Source organism: Kitasatospora sp. A2-31, from assembly GCF_022288725.1.
Taxonomy (GTDB): Bacteria; Actinomycetota; Actinomycetes; order Streptomycetales; family Streptomycetaceae; genus Kitasatospora.
This window is the reverse complement of record NZ_JAKNTA010000001.1, coordinates 213,528-234,826: the sequence shown is the minus strand read 5'-3', so window position 1 is coordinate 234,826 and position 21,299 is coordinate 213,528. Positions and strand designations below refer to the sequence as shown.

At 74.8% G+C, this 21,299-nt stretch carries 18 protein-coding genes and 1 pseudogene; 5 read left to right on the top strand and 14 right to left on the bottom strand.

What is annotated here, in order from left to right:
* Window positions 1–491: 491 nt before the first annotated feature.
* From MCM47_RS01080 to MCM47_RS01070, 3 genes are all read right to left on the bottom strand, one after another.
* Window positions 492–1,151 carry a hypothetical protein gene (locus MCM47_RS01080; RefSeq protein ID WP_238740025.1) on the bottom strand — a complete coding sequence of 220 codons (660 nt, stop codon included), beginning with the start codon at window positions 1,149–1,151 and terminating at the stop codon, window positions 492–494.
* Window positions 1,152–1,239: 88 nt separating this feature from the next.
* Window positions 1,240–1,860, bottom strand: a complete 621-nt coding sequence (locus MCM47_RS01075; protein WP_238740024.1) for a hypothetical protein — start codon at window positions 1,858–1,860, stop codon at window positions 1,240–1,242.
* A gap of 53 nt (window positions 1,861–1,913) precedes the next feature.
* On the bottom strand, window positions 1,914–3,323 hold the full coding sequence (locus MCM47_RS01070; protein ID WP_238740023.1) for an SDR family NAD(P)-dependent oxidoreductase: 1,410 nt from the start codon (window positions 3,321–3,323) through the stop codon (window positions 1,914–1,916).
* A gap of 384 nt (window positions 3,324–3,707) precedes the next feature.
* On the opposite strand from MCM47_RS01070, the gene MCM47_RS01065 reads away from it, so the two are divergent.
* Window positions 3,708–4,343 (top strand): GDSL-type esterase/lipase family protein, encoded by a 636-nt coding sequence (locus tag MCM47_RS01065; protein WP_238740022.1) that lies wholly within the window; start codon window positions 3,708–3,710, stop codon window positions 4,341–4,343.
* Window positions 4,344–4,480: 137 nt separating this feature from the next.
* Complete coding sequence (locus MCM47_RS01060; RefSeq protein WP_238740021.1) at window positions 4,481–5,437, top strand: aldo/keto reductase; 957 nt, start codon at window positions 4,481–4,483, stop codon at window positions 5,435–5,437.
* Window positions 5,438–5,530: 93 nt separating this feature from the next.
* Here MCM47_RS01060 and MCM47_RS01055 read toward each other — a convergent pair whose 3' ends face one another.
* The 4 genes from MCM47_RS01055 to MCM47_RS01040 all read right to left on the bottom strand — a co-directional run bounded on the left by MCM47_RS01055 (window position 5,531) and on the right by MCM47_RS01040 (window position 9,983).
* On the bottom strand, window positions 5,531–6,181 hold the full coding sequence (locus tag MCM47_RS01055) for a GNAT family N-acetyltransferase (protein WP_238740020.1): 651 nt from the start codon (window positions 6,179–6,181) through the stop codon (window positions 5,531–5,533).
* A gap of 76 nt (window positions 6,182–6,257) precedes the next feature.
* Entirely contained in the window at window positions 6,258–6,935 is a 678-nt protein-coding gene (locus tag MCM47_RS01050) for a nitroreductase family protein (RefSeq protein WP_238740019.1), read from the bottom strand.
* 105 nt (window positions 6,936–7,040) lie between these two features.
* Complete coding sequence (locus MCM47_RS01045; protein ID WP_238740018.1) at window positions 7,041–8,678, bottom strand: ABC-F family ATP-binding cassette domain-containing protein; 1,638 nt, start codon at window positions 8,676–8,678, stop codon at window positions 7,041–7,043.
* Window positions 8,679–8,798: 120 nt separating this feature from the next.
* A complete protein-coding gene (locus MCM47_RS01040) occupies window positions 8,799–9,983 on the bottom strand; it encodes a hypothetical protein (protein ID WP_238740017.1) in 1,185 nt (394 codons plus the stop codon).
* Window positions 9,984–10,545: 562 nt separating this feature from the next.
* Here MCM47_RS01040 and MCM47_RS01035 point away from each other — a divergent pair.
* The 3 genes from MCM47_RS01035 to MCM47_RS01025 all read left to right on the top strand — a co-directional run bounded on the left by MCM47_RS01035 (window position 10,546) and on the right by MCM47_RS01025 (window position 13,050).
* Window positions 10,546–12,153 (top strand): ABC-F family ATP-binding cassette domain-containing protein, encoded by a 1,608-nt coding sequence (locus tag MCM47_RS01035; protein WP_238740016.1) that lies wholly within the window; start codon window positions 10,546–10,548, stop codon window positions 12,151–12,153.
* Between the two features lie 266 nt (window positions 12,154–12,419).
* Window positions 12,420–12,632, top strand: coding sequence for a hypothetical protein (locus MCM47_RS01030; RefSeq protein ID WP_238741434.1), 213 nt, complete (start codon window positions 12,420–12,422; stop codon window positions 12,630–12,632).
* A 43-nt stretch (window positions 12,633–12,675) separates the two neighbouring features.
* A complete protein-coding gene (locus MCM47_RS01025) occupies window positions 12,676–13,050 on the top strand; it encodes a toxin Doc (protein WP_238740015.1) in 375 nt (124 codons plus the stop codon).
* Between the two features lie 72 nt (window positions 13,051–13,122).
* Here the strand turns inward: MCM47_RS01025 and MCM47_RS01020 are convergent, their stop codons facing one another.
* The 7 genes and pseudogenes from MCM47_RS01020 to MCM47_RS00990 form a co-directional block, all read right to left on the bottom strand.
* Window positions 13,123–13,794 (bottom strand): Pr6Pr family membrane protein, encoded by a 672-nt coding sequence (locus tag MCM47_RS01020; protein ID WP_238740014.1) that lies wholly within the window; start codon window positions 13,792–13,794, stop codon window positions 13,123–13,125.
* A 214-nt stretch (window positions 13,795–14,008) separates the two neighbouring features.
* Window positions 14,009–14,695, bottom strand: a complete 687-nt coding sequence (locus tag MCM47_RS01015; protein WP_308222280.1) for a response regulator transcription factor — start codon at window positions 14,693–14,695, stop codon at window positions 14,009–14,011.
* A gap of 149 nt (window positions 14,696–14,844) precedes the next feature.
* Window positions 14,845–16,050: a sensor histidine kinase gene (locus MCM47_RS01010; RefSeq protein WP_238740013.1), complete on the bottom strand. Its 1,206-nt coding sequence runs from the start codon at window positions 16,048–16,050 to the stop codon at window positions 14,845–14,847.
* 266 nt (window positions 16,051–16,316) lie between these two features.
* Entirely contained in the window at window positions 16,317–17,369 is a 1,053-nt protein-coding gene (locus tag MCM47_RS01005; protein WP_238740012.1) for a hypothetical protein, read from the bottom strand.
* Window positions 17,370–17,596: 227 nt separating this feature from the next.
* A complete protein-coding gene (locus MCM47_RS01000; RefSeq protein ID WP_238740011.1) occupies window positions 17,597–18,676 on the bottom strand; it encodes a hypothetical protein in 1,080 nt (359 codons plus the stop codon).
* Window positions 18,677–18,704: 28 nt separating this feature from the next.
* Window positions 18,705–20,852, bottom strand: a complete 2,148-nt coding sequence (locus MCM47_RS00995; RefSeq protein ID WP_238740010.1) for a DUF6571 family protein — start codon at window positions 20,850–20,852, stop codon at window positions 18,705–18,707.
* 71 nt (window positions 20,853–20,923) lie between these two features.
* Window positions 20,924–21,299 (bottom strand): annotated as a pseudogene (locus tag MCM47_RS00990) (hypothetical protein); the annotation flags it as partial.

The window sequence follows — 21,299 nt, the reverse complement described above, 5'->3', positions numbered from 1 at the left end:
CAGGGATTCCCGCGGAATCGGCTGTGAAGCGGGCGCCGGCGATGTGCCCGTAGCCGAGCCGACGGCGGCGATTCACGTTCCCCCCTCCGGCCGTTTCCGGATGCGGATCGGGATCAGGAGCGCGGCGGCGCCCTCCCGGCCAGGCTGGCGAGGCCTTGAGGAGACACCTGCCAGGCTGGCGGGAAGGCGCCGACATCCCGGACATGTCGAACAACGCCCTGAAGTGGCATCAGGTGACGTACGGCTCCGCTCCGGGTCAGGCCGCCCGGACTGCGGATGAACGATCTGTGCCACGACACACCCACCGCGGGCGTCCCGCGGGGGACACGGCATCTCTCCAGAAGCCTCACCGGGCGGTGTGGAATCCCCACAGGCGTGCTGCCTAGGCTCCGCATGCGCACGACGGCGTGCGCGGCGCCGGCGGCGAAGGACGACGACCGGCGGGGCCGGCGAGGGCCCGGCACTCCGGCAGCACGGGAAGATCACATGGACTACTGCGCACCCTGCGGCCGCCACCTCAACGGCGCGCTGGCCTGCCCCGGCTGCGGGACTCCCGCGGCCGCCCCGGAGCAGGCGGTGCCCCCGGCGCCGGAGGGCGGTGCGGCGGGCTCGCGTCCGGCGCCCGCCGAGCCTCGGCCGGTGTCCCCGGCGGCCGAGCACCCCGGCGGGCGTCCCGCGGCCCGGCGCGGCGGGCGACGGGCCGGGCGGCGTCCGGGGCGGCTGGTGGTCTCCGTGGTCGGCCTGGCCGTGATCGGGCTCGGAGCGGCGGCCCTGGCCGCCAACGGCTCGGAGACGGCGCCGTCCGATCCGGGTGCCGGCCGCCCGGCCTCGGCGGAGCCGCCGAGCGGCCCGGCCCCGGGACCGACCACGCCCACCGGCGTGCCGAGTCCGAGCGCGACCACGGCGGCGCCGGCCACCCAGCGCCCCAGTCCCCGCCCGACCACCGCGTCCCGATCGGCCTCGGCCTCGGTCTCGGCCGCGGCGTCCGCCTCCGCCTCGGCCAAGGGTGGCGCATCGGCCGGGCCGGAGACCACCCAGGCACCGGAGCCGGGCGCCCAGGGCTCGGCGTCGCCCTCCCGGCCGGCGCCGAGCACGGCCCCGGTCACCACCCCGCCGCCCTCGACCACCCCGCCCCCCAAGCCCACGCCCACCTGCACGCAGTTCCTGTTCTGGTGTTCCTAGGTCGTCCTTCCGGATCCCGCCGGGCGGCGCGGGCCGGGCGGGATCCGGAAGGGAGGCCTAGATCGGCAGGCCGATCACTCCCCACTCCCTGCGCTCCGCCTCGCCGACCACCTCGGCCCAGCCGCGCACCAGCTCGGCGAACTCCTCGAACCCGGCGATCCACTGCCCCGGCTGCCGCGCCGCGAGCTCCCCGTACGGCACCCGCAGGCCCTCCAGCCCCGGGGCGGCCTCGCACCACCTCCGCCACAACCGCGCCACCGTCTCCGGGCCGCGCACGATCAGCGGGCCGGACCTCCACAGTCCCTCCGCCGAGGGGAACACCCCGGGGTCGACCTGCTCGGCGTCGGCGTCGGCCCGCGGCCCCCACCAGATCAGCCCCTCCAGGAACTCGTCCAGCGCCGCCCGCACCTCGCCCCCGACGGCGCCGCGGGCCTTCTCCCAGCCCTCCGCCGCCCAGAAGTGCGGCTTGTACGAACCGAGCGTGCCCCGGAACTCGTACCGCCCCAGCCAGGACCGCTCCGCCGCGACCGGCCACACCCACCCTTCGACGACGTCGCCGTTTCCGTCGGCGTCGTCGTCCCCGTACGCCGCCTCCTGCACCACCCGCAGCCGGTCCTCCGCGGGCACCTCCGCCAAGCGCGCCCAGTCCACGACCAGGACCGTGATGTCCACACCCATGCGGCGATGCTAGGCGGTCGGGGCCTCGGGGCCCCGGCCCGGGAAGGCGGCCGTCACCAGGCGGCCTCCCGGTAGTCCTTGAGGAATACTCCGGAGACCGGCGCGCCGGCCTCGCCGCGGACGATCGGGTCGTAGACGCGGGCCGCGCCGTCGACGACGTCCAGCGGGGTGCGGAAACCGGCGTCCGCCAGGCGTGCCTTCTTGGGAGCCGGGTTCTCGTCGGTGATCCAGCCGGTGTCGACCGCGCACATGTGCACGCCCCGGGCTGCGAGCTCCGCGGCGCTGGTGCGGGTGAGCATGTTGAGCGCGGCCTTGGCCATGTTGGTGTGCGGGTGGCCGCCGGTCTTGTTGCGGACGGCGAACCGGCCCTCCACCGCGGTGACGTTGACGACGTACCGGCGCGGGTGCGGCGAGGCGAGCAGCAACGGGAGCAGCCGGTCGCAGAGCAGCGCGGGCGCGACGGCGTTGACCAGCTGGGTCTCCAGCACCTCGCTCGGGTCGAGCTCCCCCAGCCGGGCGGACCAGGAGTTCTCGGGCGCGAGGTCGGGCAGCAGTCCGGCCTCGTCGACGGGCCCGGTCCCGGCCGTCAACGGCGCCGGTGGCGCCGCGAGTTCGGTGACGGGCCAGGCCGGGGCGAGCGCGGGCATCGGCCGGAACCCGGGTGCGTGCACCACGGCGGCGGCCTCGCGGGCGGGCAGCGCGGCCTGCTCGCCCGCGGCCAGCCGGGCGTAGGCCCCGGGCGGGCGGCGCAGGGTCTGCGCCGCGTTGTTGACCAGGATGTCCAGCGTCCCTCCGTCGGAGCGGAGCCGCTCGGTGAGGCCGAGCACCTGGCGCGGATCGCGCAGGTCGATGCCGACCACGGTGAGCCGGTCCCACCAGTCCGCGGAGCCCGGCGCGGCGCGGAACCGGCGGACGGTGTCGTGCGGGAACCGGCTGGTGACGAGCAGCTCGGCGCCGTCGCGCAGCATCATCAGGGCGAGCTGGTAGCCGATCTTCACCCGGCCGCCGGTGAGCAGCGCGCGGCGGCCGCGGAGGTCGGTGGCCAGGGCACGCCGGGCGGTGTTGTCGGCCGCGCAGGCGGGACAGAGCATGTGGTAGAACGCGTCCACCCGGTGGTACGGCTGCTTGCAGACGTAGCAGCGGCGGCCCAGTCGGAGCTCGCCGAGGGGCGCGCGGCCGCGCTCGCGGAGCGGGGCGTCCTCGCGCCGGTCGTGGGCACCGGTGGCGGTGGCGGCGAGCAGCGCGGCGTCGGCCTGCCGGGCGTCGTCGACGGCGCTCTGGCGCCGGCGCTTGCGGCTCTCGCGGACGTAGGAGTTCAGCTGCCGTTCGGCGTGCTGCCGGACCGGGCTGTCGGTGGGCATGGCGCGCAGGCGGCCGAGGGTGCGGCCGAACGCGGCCAGCTCCTCGGCGGTGACCTCGTGCGTCATGTCCGAGTCCGTGCTCGGGTCCGTCCCGACCGTCATGTCCGCCCCCTCGTGCGCTGCTGCGGTGGCCCCGACCGGACGCGCGCCGCCGGCCGAGCGCCTGTGGCCCTGTCCGGGCCGAGGCGGCGCGCGGTCGCTCCGCCGCGGGACCGTGGCCTGCCGGGTGGACGCCGTCGCCGCGCGCACCCGGGCAGTGGGCAGGACTGTACCGGCCGCGCCGTAGCAGTGAGATCACATTATCGGCGGGGTGGCCCCCCGGGCGGAGCGGGCAGGGCGCGGAGCGGGGCGGACGGTCGCCGGCCCCCGGCGCCCGGAGGCGGCAGGGTGAACGACGAGCTCCGCCTCCCTGCCCGCGCAGCGGCCGGGTGGCCGCGTCCGTGGACGCCTCGGCGGGGCCGGGGACCCCGCCGCTACGGTGGCGTGATGATCAGCGATCTGCGTATCTGCTTCGCCGGGGACTCCTTCACGCAGGGCGTGGGCGACCCGGAGTTCCGGGGGTGGGTCGGGCGGGTGCTCCAGGCCACCTGCGTACCGGCGGCGGCCCCGTCCGACCTCACCGGCTTCAACCTCGGGATCCGGCGCAACACCTCGGCCGACGTGCTGGCCCGGATCTGGACCGAGGCCGGCTCCCGGTTTCTGCCCGGGGCCGACAACCGGCTGGTGCTCTCGGTCGGCAGCAACGACGCCACGCTCGAGGACGGCCGGCCGCGGGTGGCGGCCGAGCAGAGCCTGGCGAACGTCGCCGCCGTGCTGGACGGCGCCCGCGAACGCGGCGTCGGGGTGCTGCTGGTCGGGCCGCCGCCGGTGGTCGGCCGGGACGTGGAGCACCTCGAACGGCTGCTGGAGCTGGCCAGGGGGCAGGCCGAGCTCTGCGCCGCCCGCGGCGTGCCGTTCGTCGACGTGACCCGGACGCTGGCCGAGGACGCCGAGTGGGTGGCCGAGGCCACCGCGGACGACGGCGCGCACCCGGGCACGGGCGGGTACCGGCGGCTGGCCGGGCTGGTACTGGACGGCGGCTGGCGGGAGTGGCTCGAAGGGGCTCCGGCGGAGCGGACTTGACCTCGAGTGCACTCGAAGGCGGAGGGTGGATCCCGTTGCTCGACAGCGCGGACCCGGCGCACTGGCCGTACCTTCCCGCGCCTTCCGCACCTTCGCCGCGCCTTCCGCGCGTTCCGCCACCCGAACGGAGAACCGTCATGCGCACCACCACATTCGGCAGCCAGGGGCCCGAGATCGGCGCCATCGGTCTCGGCTGCATGGGGATGACCTGGGCCTACGACCTCCGCAACCGTGACGACGAGGCCTCGGTGCGGGTGATCCGGCAGGCGCTGGACCTCGGCGTCACCCTGATCGACACCGCCGACATCTACGGCCCGTACGACAACGAGGAGGTCGTCGGCGCCGCGCTGGCCGGCGCGTACCGGGGGCGGGCGTTCCTGGCCACCAAGGTCGGCCTGGTGCCCGGCACCGGGGGCAGGCGGGCGGACAACGACGGCCGGCCGGAGCACGTCCGGCGTGCGATCGACGAGAGCCTGCGCCGCCTCGGCACCGACCACGTGGACCTCTACCAGCTGCACCGGGTGGACCCGGAGGTGCCGATCGAGGAGACCTGGGGCGCGCTCGCCGAGGCCGTCCGGGCCGGCAAGGCGCGCCGGATCGGGCTCTCCGAGGTGACGGTCGAGCAGATCGAGCGGGCGCAGGCGGTGCACCCGGTGGCCTCGGTCCAGAACGAACTGTCGCTCTGGACCCGGGACTCGCTGGCCGAGGTGCTGCCGTACACCGAGGCGCAGGGGATCGCCTTCCTGCCGTTCTCGCCGCTCGGCCGGGGCTTCCTGACCGGTGGCATCTCCTCGTTCGACGAGCTGCCCGAGGACGACTTCCGGCGGTCGCTGCCGCGCTTCCAGCAGGACGCGCTCAAGGCCAACCTGGCGCTGGTGGCCAAGGTGCAGGAGGTCGCCGCCCGGGTCGGGGCGACGCCCGCCCAGGTGGCGCTGGCCTGGGTGCTGGCGCAGGGCCGGCACGTCGTGCCGATCCCGGGCACCAGGACGCCGCGCTACCTCGCCGACAACGCGGCCGCGGTGGACGTGGTGCTCTCGGCGGCCGACCTGGCCGAGTTGGACGCGCTGCCGGCGCCGACCGGCGACCGCTACTGAGCCGCGGCCGTCGGGGACGGGCGGGGCGGGGCGGAGTGGGCGGGGGAGGGGAGCCGGCACCGGCAACCTGCCGGCGCCGGCCCGCGTCGCCCCTCAGCGCTCCTTGACCCAGATCTGCTGGCGTCCGGTCTCGCCCGGCGCCCGCACGGCCGCGTCGGTGGTGCGGTCGAGCCGGAAGCCGAGCTTGCGCGGCACCGCGGCGCTGGCGCCGTTGGCCTGGTCGCAGTGGATCTCCACCCGTTCGATGCCGGGCAGGGCGAGGGCGGCCGCGGTCAGCGCCTCGGCGGCGGTGGTCGCGATGCCCCGGCCGACGTGCTCGGCGCTCACCCAGTAGCCGATCTCCAGCGCGCCCGGGCCGATCCGGCCGTGCAGGCCGAACGAGCCGATGACGCTGCCGGGCCGGGAGTCCAGGCCGACCAGGTAGATGAAGTCGGTGCCGGCGTCCCAGGCTGCCGAGCCGGCCCGCGCCAGCTCCTCGGTCTGGGCCGGGCTGGGCGCCGCGGCGGCCCACTCCAGCCAGGGGCGCAGGTGCTCCAGGTTGGCCCGGACGGCGGCGTTGAGCGCGGCCGCGTGCGTGACCGAACGCCGGTGCAGGGAGATGCCCCCGGCCAGCTGCAGCAGCTCCGGCGGACGGCCGGGGGAGGCCTCGCCCGGTCTGCGCGTCCACGCCGGGGGACCGCCGGCGCCGGTCCGGGCGGCGTGGCCGGGGACGTTCTCACAGGACCGTGGCGTGGGTCGGCTCATGGCGGCGATTATCGTCGTGGTCCGGTCAAGCGACCACCGGCGAACCGCCGGAGCGCGGGCGCCGCCCCGGGGCGCGTCAGAGGCGAACCAGGACGTCGCCGAGCTCCTTGCGCCGTAGATCGGGGACGCGCGCGCCGTCCGCCGGGTAACCGACCGGGATGACGTAGGCGGCCCGCTCCTCCGCCGGCCGGTCGCAGACCTCGTTGAGGAACTTCATCGGGCTCGGCGTGTGGGTGAGCGTCGCCAGTCCGGCCTGGTGCAGCGACGCGAGCAGCAGGCCGACCGCGATGCCGACCGACTCCTTGGTGTAGTACGGGCGTGGCGAGTTCGGGCCCTTGTGCACCTCGAAGACGACGATCACCGCGGGCGCGTCCTCCAGGAAGGGCTTCTGCCAGTCGGTGCCGATCGGCGCCAGCGCCGCCAGCCACTCCTCGGACGCCCGGTGCGCGTAGAACTCGCGCTCCTCCGCCTCGGCGGCCTCGCGCAGCCGCCGCTTGCGCGCCGGATCGGTGATCACCACGAACCGCCAGGGCTGGACGTGCGCGCCGCTGGGTGCGGTGCCGGCGGTGCGGACCGCCCACTCCAGCACGCCGTCCGGGATCGGCGCCGTCGAGTAGTCGCGAACGGTCCGGCGCTGCGCCATCACGTCGTGGAAGGACCTGCTGCGGGCCTCCGCCTCATGGGCGGGCACCGTCATCGGGCGGTGCGGGACGCTCGGGTACGAGGTGCCGGCCGCTGCTGTGCTGTCAACCATGGCCGACAGCACAGCACATGACGGGCGGTCCGGGAAGAGGTCGAGACCAATTCCGGACCGCCCGTCAGGGTCCCCGGGCGGCCGGGCAGCGCCCGCCGCGGCGGTTCAGCTCTCGTGGACGCGCCCGTCCCGGACTTCGAGCCGCCGGTTGACCGCCACCGTGTCCAGCATCCGCCGGTCGTGCGTGACCAGCAGCAGCGTGCCGGTGTAGGAGGAGAGCGCGGACTCCAACTGCTCGATGGCGGGCAGGTCCAGGTGGTTGGTGGGCTCGTCCAGCACCAGCAGGTTGACCCCGCGGGCCTGGAGCAGCGCCAGCGCGGCCCGGGTGCGCTCGCCGGGCGAGAGGGTGTCGGCCGGGCGCAGCACGTGCGCCGCCTTCAGCCCGAACTTGGCCAGCAGGGTGCGGACCTCCTCCGGCGCGAGCTCCGGCACCGCGGCGGCGAAGGCCTCCACCAGCGGCTCGCCGCCCAGGAAGAGACCCCGCGCCTGGTCGACCTCGCCGACCACCACGCCGGAGCCCAGCACGGCGCTGCCGGCGTCGAGTTCGAGACGCCCGAGCAGCGCGGCCAGCAGGGTGGACTTGCCCGCGCCGTTGCCGCCGGTGATGGCGACCCGGTCGGCCCAGTCGATCTGCAGATCCACCGGGCCGAAGGCGAAGTCCCCGCGCCGGGCGGTGGCCCCGCGCAGGGTCGCGACGACGGCGCCGGAGCGCGGCGCGGTGGCGATCTCCATCCGCAGCTCCCACTCCTTGCGGGGCTCCTCGACCACCTCCAGCCGCTCGATCATCCGCTGGGTCTGCCGGGCCTTGGAGGCCTGCTTCTCGGTGGACTCGGCGCGCATCGCGCGCCCGATCTTGTCGTTGTCACTGGACTTGCGGCGGGCGTTGCGCACGCCGTGCTCCATCCAGCCGCGCTGCATCCGGGCCCGGGCCTCCAGCGAGGCCCTGGTGTCGGCGTACTCCTCGTACTCCTCGCGGGCGTGCCGGCGGGCCACCGCGCGCTCCTCCAGGTACGCCTCGTAGCCGCCGCCGTACAGGTTGACCTGCTGCTGGGCGAGGTCCAGTTCCAGCACCCGGGTGACGGTGCGGGCCAGGAACTCGCGGTCGTGGCTGATCAGCACGGTGCCGGCGCGCAGGCCCTTGACGAAGGCCTCCAGCCGCTCCAGGCCGTCCAGGTCGAGGTCGTTGGTCGGCTCGTCGAGCAGGAAGACGTCGTAGCGGGAGAGCAGCAGCGAGGCCAGGCCGGCCCGGGCGGCCTGGCCACCGGAGAGGGCGGTCATCGGCAGGTCCAGCGAGACCTTCAGCCCGAGCGAGTCGGCGACCTCCTCGGCGCGCTCTTCCAGGTCGGCGCCGCCCAGGTCCAGCCAGCGGTCCAGGCTCGCCGCGTAGGCGTCGTCGGCGCCGGGCCGGCCCTCGACCAGGCCCTCGGTGGCCTCGTCCAGCGCCGCCTGCGCGGCGGCCACGCCGGTCCGGCGGGCCAGGAACTGCCGGACCGACTCGCCCTCGCGGCGCTCCGGCTCCTGCGGCAGGTGACCGATGTTGGCGCTCGCCGGGCTGAGCCGCAGCGAGCCGCCCTCGGGGGTGTCCAGCCCGGCCAGCAGCCGCAGCAGGGTCGACTTGCCGGCGCCGTTCACCCCGACCAGCCCGATCACGTCGCCGGGGGCGACGACCAGGTCCAGACCGGAGAAGAGGGTGCGGTCGCCGTGGCCGGCGCTGAGGTCCTTGACTACGAGTGTGGCGCTCATGATGCCCCCGATTCTAGGAGAGGCGGGCGCGTCGCCGGGAGCGCGGGGACGGCGCGGGGAACGGCGCGGGGGCCGCAGCCGGTCGGCTGCGGCCCCCGCGTCCTCAGGACGTGCCCGGGATCACTTGGCCTTCTTGGAGATGTACTCCAGCGCGTGCTGGGCGACGTCGTCCAGGTACGGGCCGGCCTCCCAGGTGTTGTCGTTGCCCCCGATGGAGGTGTCCGAGACCAGCACCTGCTTGCCGTCCTTCACCGCGAACCAGCCGCCGCCGCTGTCGCCGCCGGTGCCGTTGCAGCCGATGGTGAGCATCGCCGGACGGCTCGGGTCGATGGTGTGGCGGACCGGCTTGCCGGCCTCGCAGCGGTCCAGCTCCATGCCGTCGAAGGGCTTGCCGGCCGGGTAGCCGTAGCTGCTCACGGCGGTGATCTGGTCGCGGGGGGCGTTGAACCAGACCGGCACCGAGCCGCCGACGACCTCCTCCAGCGACTTGTTGCTGCCGTCCGGGTTGGCCACCTTGATGATGCCGAAGTCGTACTGGCTCCAGGCGCCGCCGTACTCCGCGTCGGCCTCGCCCGCCCAGGTGGGGGAGATGATGCCGGCGACCGCGCCCCACTCGCCGTACGGCTCGGCCTGCGCGAGGGAGGCCTGCTTGCCGCCGCTCAGCACACCGCTGCTGTTGAACGCCGGGGCGAAGACGATGTTGGTGTGGGACTTGCCGCCCTTGCCGCCGTGCAGGCAGTGGCTGGCGGTCCAGACCAGGTTGCTCTTGCCGGGGTTGGCCGGGTCGGAGACCACGGTGCCGGAGCAGACGTACTCCTGGTTGCCGTCCTGGAAGAACAGCTTGCCGTTCACGTGGAGGTTCTTGGCGAACGGGTGGGGCAGCGGCTTCATCTCGACCAGCTTCGGCAACGGGTCGTTGCCGTTGTCCGCCGGCGGCTGGGCCGGCGCCGAACCGGTCGGCTGGGCGGTGGGCTGCGCCGAGGGCTGGTTGCCGGGGCCGGGCTTGGACGGCTTGGCCTTCAGGATCTTCTGGAGGTCCCAGTAGCCCTTCACGGCCGGGGTGATCACGTTCTGCTGGGCGAACTTCTCCCAGTCCTCGAACTTCCACTTCTTCAGCTCGTCGAGGCTGGGCAGCTTGATCGGGGCGGCGCCCGGCTTGTCGGTGCTGGTGACGGCGGCGGTGGGAGCCGCGGTCTGGGCCCCGGCCGGGTCGTTGTCCGGCCCGCACGCCGTCGCGACCACCATCGTCAGTGCGACGACCGAGGCGCCCAGCGCGGCACGCGTCGTCCGGGATATCGGTGACATGAGTTCAATTCCCCCTGTGGATGAACGCCGTACGGACCGGAACCGCCCGGGCCCGCAGGTACGGCAGGAGGAGTCTGCCATGCGGATAAAGGCGTCCTTACACCCGGACCGGACTGGAACGCGGCCGTCACCGGATCGGCACGTGATCGGCACGCGAAGCGCGCCGGAAATAACCCGTTGCGGACGCCGGCCGGCCTTCGTAGCGTGATCCCTGCCACCCGCCGGAACAGGAGAAGGCCGTTGCTCTACTGAGGTCCCGAGACACCGCCCCCGCCGCGATGCAGCCCTGCTGACGCAGGCCTGCCGAAGCAGCGGTGCTGCGACAGCGCTGCCCGTGCAGCCCTGCTGTCCCGATGCAGCCCGTTGCCCTGGTGCAGCCCGTTGCCTTGGTGCAGCGCCCCGCTGCGCGCGGTGTGCGAGTGTGCGAGTGCGCGACCTCAGTGGTGAGCCGGCCCGGCACCCGTCCCCGTGACGGCCCGGCCGTCCCCCCAGGCTCCCCGCACTCCCGCGGTGTCTCCCGTGTTGCTCCCCAGACCGCAGGCAACCACCCGGGAGGCCACTCATGGCACAACCCAGCACCTCCGTCCTCTGCACCGACCTCGCCTTCGACTGGCCCGACGGCAGGACCGTCCTGGACGGCTTCCACCTCGCCGTCGGCCCCGGCCGCACCGGCCTGATCGGGCTCAACGGCGCCGGCAAGTCCACCCTGCTGCGCCTGATCGCGGGCGAGCTCACCCCCACCGCCGGCACCGTCAAGGTCGGCGGCGAGCTCGGCTACCTGCCGCAGGGCCTCACCCTCGACACCGGGCTGCGGGTCGACGAGGCGCTCGGCATCCGGGCCGCCCGCGAGGCCCTGCACGCCATCGACTCCGGCGATACCGGCCAGGAGCACTTCGACGCGGTCGGCGACGACTGGGACGTCGAGGAGCGCGCCCGCGCCACCCTCGACCGGCTCGGGCTCCAGCGGCTCGGCCTCGACCGGACCACCGCCGAGCTCTCCGGCGGCGAAGCCGTCCTGCTGCGCCTGGCCGCCCTGCTGATGCGCCGGCCCGACGTGCTGCTGCTCGACGAGCCCACCAACAACCTCGACCGGGCCGCCCGCGAGCGGCTCTACGAGACGGTGGCGGGCTGGCACGGCGTGATGCTGATCGTCAGCCACGACCGCGAGCTGCTCCAGCACGTCGACCAGATCGCCGACCTGAGGGACGGCCAGGTCACCTGGTACGGAGGCAACTTCGCCGAGTACGAGCGCACCCTGGCCGCCCAGCAGGAGACGGCCGAACGGCTGCTGCGCAACGCCGAGGCCGACGTCCAGCGCCAGAAGCGGGACTTGGCCGAGGCCCGGATCCGGCTGGAGCGCAGCGCCAGCTACGGCAAGAAGCGCTCGGTCACCCGCAACGACCCGCACATCTTCGCCGGCAAGCTCAAACGCCAGGGGCAGGAGACGGCCGGCCGGCTCCAGGGCATGCACACCGAGCGGCTGGAGGAGGCGAGGCAGCGGCTCACGGAGGCCGAGGAGGCCGTCCGCGACGACGCCGAGATCCGGATCGACCTGCCCCGTACGGAGGTGCCGGCCGGCCGCACGGTGCTCACCCTGCAGAAGGTCCGGCTGCCCTACGGCACCACCGCCGACCTCGACCTGCGCGGCCCCGAGCGGATCGCCCTGGTCGGCCGCAACGGGGCCGGCAAGACCACCCTGCTGCGCACCATCGCCGGCGAACTCGCCCCGCTGGAGGGCGAGGTGACCACCCCGGTGCCGCTGCGCCACCTGCCGCAGCGGCTCGACCTGCTGGACGACCGGCTCACCGTGGCGGGGAACGTCAAGCTGTTCGCGCCGAACGCGGGGGACAACGCGATCCGGGCCCGGCTGGCCCGCTTCCTGTTCCGCGGCGGCCGGGCGGACCAGCCCGCCGCCACGCTCTCCGGCGGCGAGCGGTTCCGTGCCACCCTGGCCGCCCTGCTGCTGGCCGACCCGCCGCCGCAACTGCTGCTGCTCGACGAGCCGACCAACAACCTCGACCTGGCCAGCGTCCGCCAGCTGACCCAGGCGCTCGCCGCCTACCGGGGCGCGCTGATCGTCGCCAGCCACGACCTGCCGTTCCTGCGCGGCCTGGGGATCACCCGCTGGCTGGAGCTGGACGGCGAACTGCGGGCGGTGGATCCGATGTAGGACGACGGTCGCCGGAGCGTCACCGGCGGGAGACGCCGCCGAGGGGGGACGGGCCGCGGGCGCGCCGAGTCCCTGGGCCAGCCCCCGCCCCCGCCCCGTCCCCGTCCCCGGGCCCGGTCCGGGCCTCGGCCCCGGGGGCGCAGGCGCGCGCCTGCGCCCCCGGAGGGATCGCCGATCCGGCCGGGGGCGCGCAACCCGCCCGGCGCGCTGGTCGGTTGGCGCCGTTCCGGTTCCCCGGGCGGTACCGCTCCAGTACCATCGGCGCCATGCCTGCACTCAACATCGAGTACACGGAGCACGAACTCGCCGCGATCCGGGCGGCGGCCGCCGCCGACGGTAAGAGTGTCAAGGCGTATGTCCACGACCTGAGCGTGCGGGAGCAGCAGCGACGGGACTTCGTCGAGCACGCCGTGGCGTTCTGGACGGCGCACCGGGCGGAGTTCGACGCGGCGTTCCCGGAGGACGCGCCGGCGGCGTGAGCCGGGCGGGCGCGGGGATGCACGGCGGCGGAGGGGTACCGCGGTGACGCTGCTCCACGTCGACCTGCGCTGGCTGCTCGACGTGCAGGAGCAGGCCTCGCCGGAGGACCTGAGCGTCCGGGACTACTCGGCGCTGCAGGCGGCGGTGGCGCGGCACCGGGTCAACACCGCGCAGCTCGGCCACGACGCCGATCCGGCGTGGTGCGCGGCCACGCTGATGCACACGATCGTGCTGCTGCGGCCGCTGCCGGTGCGCAACAACCTCTACGCCTGCATGACCACTGCGGCGTACATGCACGCCGCGAAGGAGGGCATCGACCCGCCGTACGGCGCCCTGGTGGAGCTGGCCCGGGACATCGCCGAGGGGCGGGCGGACGTGTACGCGGCGGCCGACCGGATCCGTTGCTGGCGGATCTGAGGCGGCCGCCGCGACGGACGGTCGGACGACACCGGCCCACGGAGGGTCGGACGACGCCGGAGCGACGGAGGGTCAGGCCGCGGGCTCGGTGCCGGGCTTCGCGGCGGCCGGGCGGAGCCGGCCGGCCACCAGGGTGCCCAGCCGGTCCAGGCCCACCACGGCGGCGGCGAGCACGATGAACTCCACGGTCAACAGCGCGATCTGGCCCCAGACGTAGCCGTAGCCCCGGGTGGTCGGGTCGAAGAAGAAGTACGGGTAGGGCAGCGGGTAGTTCGAGAACAGCGCGTTGCGGGTCAGGACGATCGCCGCGTACCCGAGCGGGAAGGCCAGCCAGAGCGGGATGTCCCGCCAGGCCGAGGCGTTGCGCGGCTTCAGCACCAGCCAGTCGGTGATCACCAGCACCGGTGTGACGTAGTGCAGGAAGAACGACGACCAGTGCTGCAGCCTGTCCGGCCCGTCGAACAGCCCCGGCAGCGGGTTGGCGCCGTGCTCCAGCAGGATGTGCGAGACCAGGCCGGTTATCAGGATGTACAGCGTGGCGGCCCCGCGCAGCCGGGGCGCGGGCGCGTCGACCGTGCCGCGCTCGATCATCCAGTACACCGCACCGATGAAGTAGCCGAGCACGATCACGTTGCTCTGGACGGTGAAGTAGACCAGGCTCGACGTCCCGAGGGTCAGGCCGAGGCCCGCCGAGAGCACGATGCCCGTGCGCCACCAGAGCGCGGGGCTGGTCCGGACTGACATGCGGCCACCAGTTCGGTTCGGGCCGATACGGGAGGTATCGGGCGGTAGACGGGGGAAGGCCGCACTCTACTCGCTGGTATGTCCGAGAAGGAAGAAACGTTCCGGCACACCCGGTCGGGCCCGGGGCCGTCCCCTGCGCCCCGGGCCCGGCCGGCGGAACCTCACCCCCCGCTACCCCGCCCCCGGCACCCCGCCCCCGCTACCCCGCCCCCCGCTACCCCGGCAGCACGAAGCCCGACTCGTACGCGGCGATCACCGCCTGGGTACGGTCCCGGGCGCCGAGCTTGGCCAGCACGCTGGCGACGTGGGTCTTCACCGTCTCCTGGCTGACCACCAGCCGCCCGGCGATCTCGCCGTTGTTCAGCCCGGCGGCCATCAGCCGCAGCACCTGGGCCTCCCGCTCGGTGAGCCGGCCGATCGGGCCCTTCTGCGGGGCGGCGGCGCGCCGCCCGGCCGGGACCTGCCGCAGCGCGAGCTCGCGCACCGCGGCCGGGAAGAGCAGCGAGTCCCCGCGCGCGACGAGCCGCACGGCCTGGACCATCTCCTCCACGCTGGACCGCTTGAGCAGGAACCCCGCGGCACCCGCGCGCAGCGCGTCGTACACGTGGTCGTCGTGCTCGAAGGTGGTCACCACCAGGATCTTCGGCGGCGAGTCCATCCCACCGACCAGTTGCTCGGTGGCGCGGATGCCGTCGATGCCGGGCATCCTCACGTCCATCAGCACCACGTCCGGCCGCAGCGAGCGCACCAGCGGCACGACCTCGGCGCCGTCCGCGGCCTCGCCGACCACGGTCAGATCGGGCTCGGCGTCGATCACCACCCGCAGGCCCATCCGTACGAGCCGCTCGTCGTCCGCGATCACCACCCGCACGGACCCGGCCGCCGACCCCGGGCCGCCCACCGCGGCCCCGCCCGTGGCCGTCACTCCTGCCTGCACCGCTCCCGCGTCCACCGCTCCCGCCTCCACCGCTCTCGTCTCCACTGCTCTCACCCGTCCTGCTTCCGCCTGCGCTGCCGGCACCGGTCCGCGCCCCGCCGCCGAATGCCCGCTCAACCCGCTCCTCCCACCGGCAGCCGGACGGACAGCCGCCAGTCCGCCCCGTCCTCGGTGGGCCCGGCCGTGCACTCGCCGCGCAGCACGGCCGCGCGCTCGCCGATCCCGCGCAGCCCGCGCCCGCCGCCGGGCCGGCTGGGCCGGGCGGTGCCGAGCGGGTTGGTCAGCTCGATCTCCAGCCGCCCCGCGGCCAGCCCCACCCGGAGCCCGGCGGGCGCCGTCGGCCCGGCGTGCCGCAGCACGTTGGTCAGGCCCTCCTGCACGATCCGGTACGCCTCGCGGGAGAACGCGGTGGGCAGCCGGTCCAGGCCGGGCGCGAGGTCGGCATCGACCCGCAGACCGGTGCCGGCCAGCTGGCGCAGCAGGTCGTCGAGCCCGGCCAGAGTGGGGCCGGCGGTCCCGGCGTCGGTCCGGTCCTCCTCGCGCAGCAGGCCGAGTACGGCGTCGAGCTCGGCGACGGCGGCCCGCGCGGTCTCGCCGATCGCCCGCAGCGCCTCCTCCGCGAAGTCCGGGTCGGTGCGCAGCACCCGCGCGGCCGCCGAGGCCTGGATGCCGACGGCGCTGAGTGCGTGGCCGACCGAGTCGTGGAGCTCGCGCGCCAGCCGGTTGCGCTGGGCGAGCACCGCGGCCCGCCGCTCGGCCGCCGCCAGCCGCTCCTCCGGGGTCGGACCGAGCAGCACCGGCGCCCAGCGGGCCAGCAGCGCCCCGAGCCCCGCGCTGACGGCGGTGATCAGCAGCAACAGGGCCAGACCGAGCGCGGGGCCGGGCAGAAAGGCCGGGACGCCGCGGTCCTGCCAGTACCGCAGCGCGTCGTCGATCGGCGGTCCGCCCAGCGGTGAGTAGATGAGCACGACGGCGAACGGCACCCCGGCCAGCGTCATCCCGCTGACCACTCCGCCGAACAGCAGGTGCAGCACGTACCAGGTGGAGGTGCGGCGCCGGGCCGCCCAGGACCGGGCCGGCCCGGTGGAGACCTCCTCGGCCCGCTCCGGGGCGCCGAGCGCCAGGGCGGCCGCGCCCTCCAGCGCCCGGACGGTGGGCACCAGCGCGGTGACGGCGGCCATCGGCAGGGAGAGGGCGAGCGAGGCGAGCTGGAGGAGGACCTGGTGCAGCGGGCCGTTCTCCGGATCGAGCGCCCCGAGCAGGACGACGGAGAGCATCCAGTACGGCATCAGCAGTGCCCCGCCGAGCACCAGGTGCACCCAGCGCAGCCGGGCCCGCCGACCGAGCAGGGCGCCCCCCGCCCGCCGCAGCCAGCGGCGGAGGCCGTGCCGCGGCGGGCCCGGCTCGGGGCCTGGGCCGAGTGCCGTGCCGGGGCCGGTGCCCGTCGCCGCCGCTGCTCCCGTCCCCGCTGCTTCCGTGCCCGCTGCCGTGCCTGTTCCCGCTGCTCCCGTGCCCGCTGCCGTGCCCGTCCCCGCTGCTTCCGTGCCCGCTGCCGTGCCTGTTCCCGCTGCGCCCGCCCCGGTGCTCACCTGGCCGACTCTACGTCAGCTACGGCCGCGGGGAGCGCCGCAGGCCCGGCCGGCGCCACCGCCGCGCCCGCCCCGGCCGGCGCCACCGCCGCCCGCGCGGCGGCCCGCTCGGCCAGGGCGATCGCGCCCGCCGCCAGCACCAGCAGCCCGGCGATCACCTGCGCCGCCTCCACGAGGGGGAGCAGCCCGGGCACCGCCTTCCGCGGATCGGACACGTGGGTGACGGTCCCGAAGGCCACCAACTGCCAGGCGCCCCAGCCGAACAGCGACCCGGCCGCCGTCCACACCACGGCCAGCGGCACTCGCAGTCGCCGCTCCGGCCGGATCCGGAACACCAGCACCAGCAGCGCCGCGGTGGCGGCCACCGCCATGAGGGCGGTCACCAGGTCCATCACCGCCACGCTGCGGCTGCGCTCCTGGACCCAGGCCGCGGGCAGCCCGGCCGTCCCGCCGGCGGACCAGTAGAGCCGGGCCGCGGCCACCCCGAGGGCGAGCAGGCCGGCCCCACAGGCGAAGGTCCGCTGCACGGTGAGCGTGGGCGAATCGGGCAGGTCGCCGATCCGCTCGCGCAACAGGCCGCCCCAGCGTTCCCGGGCGTAGAGCAGGAAGCCGAGGATCAGCGCGACGCCCTGGACGGCGAACCCGCCGTACACCACCGTGAAGACCCAGTCGCTGAGGCCGCCCGGGCCGTCGTCGGCGGCGGACGCGTCGGGGCCGAGCAGCATCGTGCTCAGCAGGATCAGGGGCAGCGCCACCAGGATGGTCCCGAGCAGTCCGGTCGCGACCCACATCGGGAAGGCCAGCAGTCCGGCCGGGACCCGCCGGCCCCAGGGCCGGACGAAGGCGAGGGCGAGCAGCACCGCGACGGCGTCCATGCCGAAGGTCAGCAGGTTGACCAGCCAGAGGTCGTCCATCGCGGTGGTGCCACCGGCCCCCACCGGATGGCCGGTCAGCCAGAGCAGCTTGAGCGTCAGATACGGCACCGTCGCGGCGACGGCCGTGCCGGCCGCCACCGCACGCACCCGGGGGAGGGGACTGTCCGTGGTCATGGGCCCACCCTTGCGTGCAGGGGCCCGCCGCGGCCTCCCCCTGGCTCCCGATCCGCGTCCCCCTGCCGGGGGATCCGCCGGCCCGGGTCTCCTCCCCGGACCCGGACCCCGGCCGGCGCCGCCGCCTGCCCGACGACCGGCCCGGCCACCCGACGCGCGCCCACCCACCCGACACGTGCCCGCCACCCGACGCGCGTCCGCCCCCGGACGACCGGCCCGCCGCCCGGCTACGGGACGATCGGCTCGCAGCCGACGGCCTTGCCCCCGGCGGTGAGGAACTGGCGCCAGAGCTCGTCGCCGTCCGTGAAGACCCCGCGGTCGCCCACGCCTGCACCGCCCCGCCAGTCCAGGTGGAAGTACGTCGGCCTGCCCTGGCAGTCGGCGACCACGTTGTGGCCGGACGCCCCGATCCACTGCGCGCGCCCGTAGGCCGCGGTGCGCGCGTCCTTCGGGTCGAGGCCGGTGGCCCGCGGGTCGGTGGCGATCGCCAAGGAGACGAGCGGGCTGCCGGCGGTCGCGTAGCCGATCTCGCAGGACCACACCGGCGCGAACGCGGTGGTGGCCTGCTGCCGGTAGCCGCCGCCGTCGGCGCCGGGGCCGCGGGTCGGGGCCAGCCCCGGCAGGCCGCAGACCTTGCCGAAGTCGACCGGCTGCGGCGCGGCCGCCGCGGAGAGTCCGGTCGGCGCCGGCAGCTTCCCGGTGCCGCACCCCTTGGCCCTGGCGGCGGTGTCGGCGTAGGCCACCACCAGCTCGGCCAGCTCCTGGCCGCGGTCGCCGTCCGCGGTGTCCCCGCCGAGACCGACCTCGGCGCGCATTCCCCGGGGGCAGCCCTCCGGGAGCAGGGCCCAGGCCCGGGACGGCAGCACGGCCCCGGCCGAACCCCCGGCGAACAGCCGGGCATCCGGTGCCGTCGGCGGTGCGATCTCGTCCGGGTTGACCTGGAGCGCGAACGACGCGGTCCGCTCCGACACCCCGAACAGCCCGGACGAGACCTTCGCCACGCAGGTGGCCGTCCGGTCGTGGGCTCCGGGGGCGTAGCCGTCGCTCTTCTCCTCGCTGATCCGTCCCGGCCCCAGTGCCGCGTGCAGCCGGTCCGCGGTCGCGGCGCCGCCGCAGACCGTGTCCGGCCCGAGCACATTGGTCAGCTTGTACAGCAGCACCCCCGAGACACCGGCCGCGATCGCTACGATCACGGCCGCCGCCCGCAGCCGCAGCCGCCGGGTGGTGAACCCGCGTCGGGTGAGGGCGTCGTCGGCGCACCGCAGGGGTCCGCCGCCCGTCTCGGTCTCCCCGTGCGGCTCGTCCACGTGTTTCCGTTCTCCAGTCACGCTGTCGTCATCCCCTGCCGAGTGCGCCGTTGTAGGTGCGGTCGATCGCGGTCGAGTAGTTCTGCGTGACCTCCTCCATCAGCTGCTGCGGGACGCCGCCGGTCGCGTCCATGTCCTTCTGGGAGAGGCCCGACAGGGCGGCCTTGTACTCGATCATGGCCTTGAGCTGTTCCTCGCCCGCGGAGTAGTTCTTGCTGAGGTCGCCCTGGGCCTTGGTGTCGAGCTCGGCGTTGGCCTTGTTGGCGTAGTCGGCGGTGCCGACGTCGACCAGGCGCTGGGCGATGTCGCCGAACGGGGCGGGGAGGAAGTAGTTCACCGGCGTGCCGTAGATGTGGTAGTCGATCTTCGACTGCCAGTTGTTCTTGAACTTCTCGTCCTCCCGGTGGTCGATCAGGACGTCTCCGCGCACGCCGTCGAGGGCGCCGAGCGCCTGGCCTGCCTCCTGGGTGAAGCCGGCGAACTTCGGGTTCACCCGGCCGGTCGCGTCGGGCTTGAAGTCCTCCGGTCCGTAGGTGTCCATCCGGCGGGCGATCTCCTGGCTCTCCGCGGTGTGGATGACCCGGAAGGCCTCCGGGTCCTCGGCGGCACCGCGGATGGTGCGCAGCAGCTGCTCGCGGCTGAAGGTGAGGCCGTCGGGCTCGGAGCCGCCGCGGATCTCCTTCCCGAGGATCTCGTGCACGTCCGGGGCGTAGTCGGCGATCATGTTGCCGAGCGGGCGGCGCAGGCCGGCGGGCAGGCTGTTCTCGGCGCCGGCCTTGTCGCCGCCCAGGGTGGCGACGGTCTCGTTCATGATCCGGGACATCGCCGCGTCGTGCTGGCGGGGCGGCTGGTTGCCGTGCGGGTCGCGGCCGGTGGCGGCGGCCTCCAGGGCGTCGCCGAAGGCGCCGCGGGAGGTGTTGCGTGCGATGCCGTCGAACTGCTTGTCCTCGTAGCCCTGGTTGGGCCACTTCCGCTCCTTGAGCAGGTAGTCGAGGTTCTTGTTGGCGGCGGGGTCGAGGAACTCCTTGGAGGCCTCCGGGTTGCGGCTCATCGCCCGCATCAGGCCGCCCATCGGATCGCCCTGCTTGTCCGTCACGCCGCTGTAGAGCGGGCCCCAGAGCTCCTCGCCCTTGCGCTTGCTGTTGCGCTCGTAGTCGACGAGGTCGTTGCCGACCTTCTCCAGGAACCCCTTGTCGTAGGTGCCCTTGGCGCCCATCAGCTCGGTCAGCGCCGGGTAGTTGTCGTTGAAGCCGGCGGCCGAACCGCCTGGCTTGCGGGCGGCCTTCAGCAGGTTGTCCTCCCACTCCTTGCCCATCCCGCCGTCCTTGGTGGCGGTGGCGAGGACCTGGGAGAGGTTGCCGTGGATGTCCTGGTAGTCCTTGGCGTTGCGGTCCCCGTGGGACAGATCGCCGTAGACCTTCGCGTACACCAGCAGCGCGTCCGGGCCGGTCTTGTCACCCGCCTTGAGGCCGTTGAGCAGCGTGGTGGAGAAGTCCTTGGAGCCGGAGTTGGCGGCCATCAGGTCCTGCAGCCGCTTGCGCTCCTCGTCGGAGAGGCTGCCGCCCTTGCTCATCAGATCGGTGGCGCGCTTGGCGTCGGCGACGTCGCCGCCCCCGTACGGGTGGGGGTTGAAGGAGGTGGTGCCGGTGCCGACGTCGCCCTGCAGGGCGGTGGAGGCGCGCTGGTCGGCTGCGGCGGCCTTCTCGACGGCCTTGGTCAGCCGGTTGGAGATGGCCTCGGCCTTGCCCTTCATGTCCTCCTGGTACTTGCGCTGGACCTCCTGGTAGTCGGGGTCGTTGCGACCTTCGGAGGACATCGGCGGCCAGCTGACCGCCCCGTCGGCGGCGACGGTGAGCTTCTGTTCGGCCGCGTCGTGGAGCGCCGTGTCGAGGTCCCGGCGGGCGGCGGTGAAGTCCTCGGCGGCGTCCTTGATGATCGCCGCGAGGGCCCGGGCGACACCCGCGGCCTGGGTGAAGTCCGTGTCGATGGTCTGGAGGGTCCGGCCCGCGTCGTCCGCCGCCCCTCCCTGCCAGCCGGCCCGCTGCGGGGTGTTGGTGAGGTCCCGGCCCACCCGGCCGTCGAGCCCGTCGAGGGCCTTGGCCATGTTGGCCCAGGCCTCGGCGGTCTCGGTGACGCCGGAGAAGTCGGCCTCGTGCAGTTCCTGGAAGGACACCATGTCCCTGGATTCCTCTCGCGGTTCGCTGGTCCTCGGTGCTGCTGCGTTCGGCGCTCCCGGCGCCCGCGCGCTCAGTGGCCGAACTGGCCGGCCGTGGAGTGCTCGTTGGCCTGGTAGTTGCGCTGGGTGGCGTCCAACTTGTCGGCCGTGCCGGCGAGCTTGTCGTGCAGCGACTTGCACTGCTGCAGCCAGCGCTCGGTGGAGCCGGTGAGGGCGCCGCCGAAGGCGAAGCCGCGGATCTTCGCGGCCGCGCCGCTCGCGTGCTCGGCGAGGTTGTTGCCGCCCTTGCCGTTGGCGTTGTCCAGGTCGGTGGCGATCTGGCGGGCGATCCCGGCCGAGGCGCCGAGCTCGTACGGGCGGTCCAAGCGGGTGGTGGGCAGGGTCGGGGCCGGGCCGGGGGAGGGGCTCGGGGTCGGGCCGGCCGTGAGGGGCGAGGTGCCCGGGGCC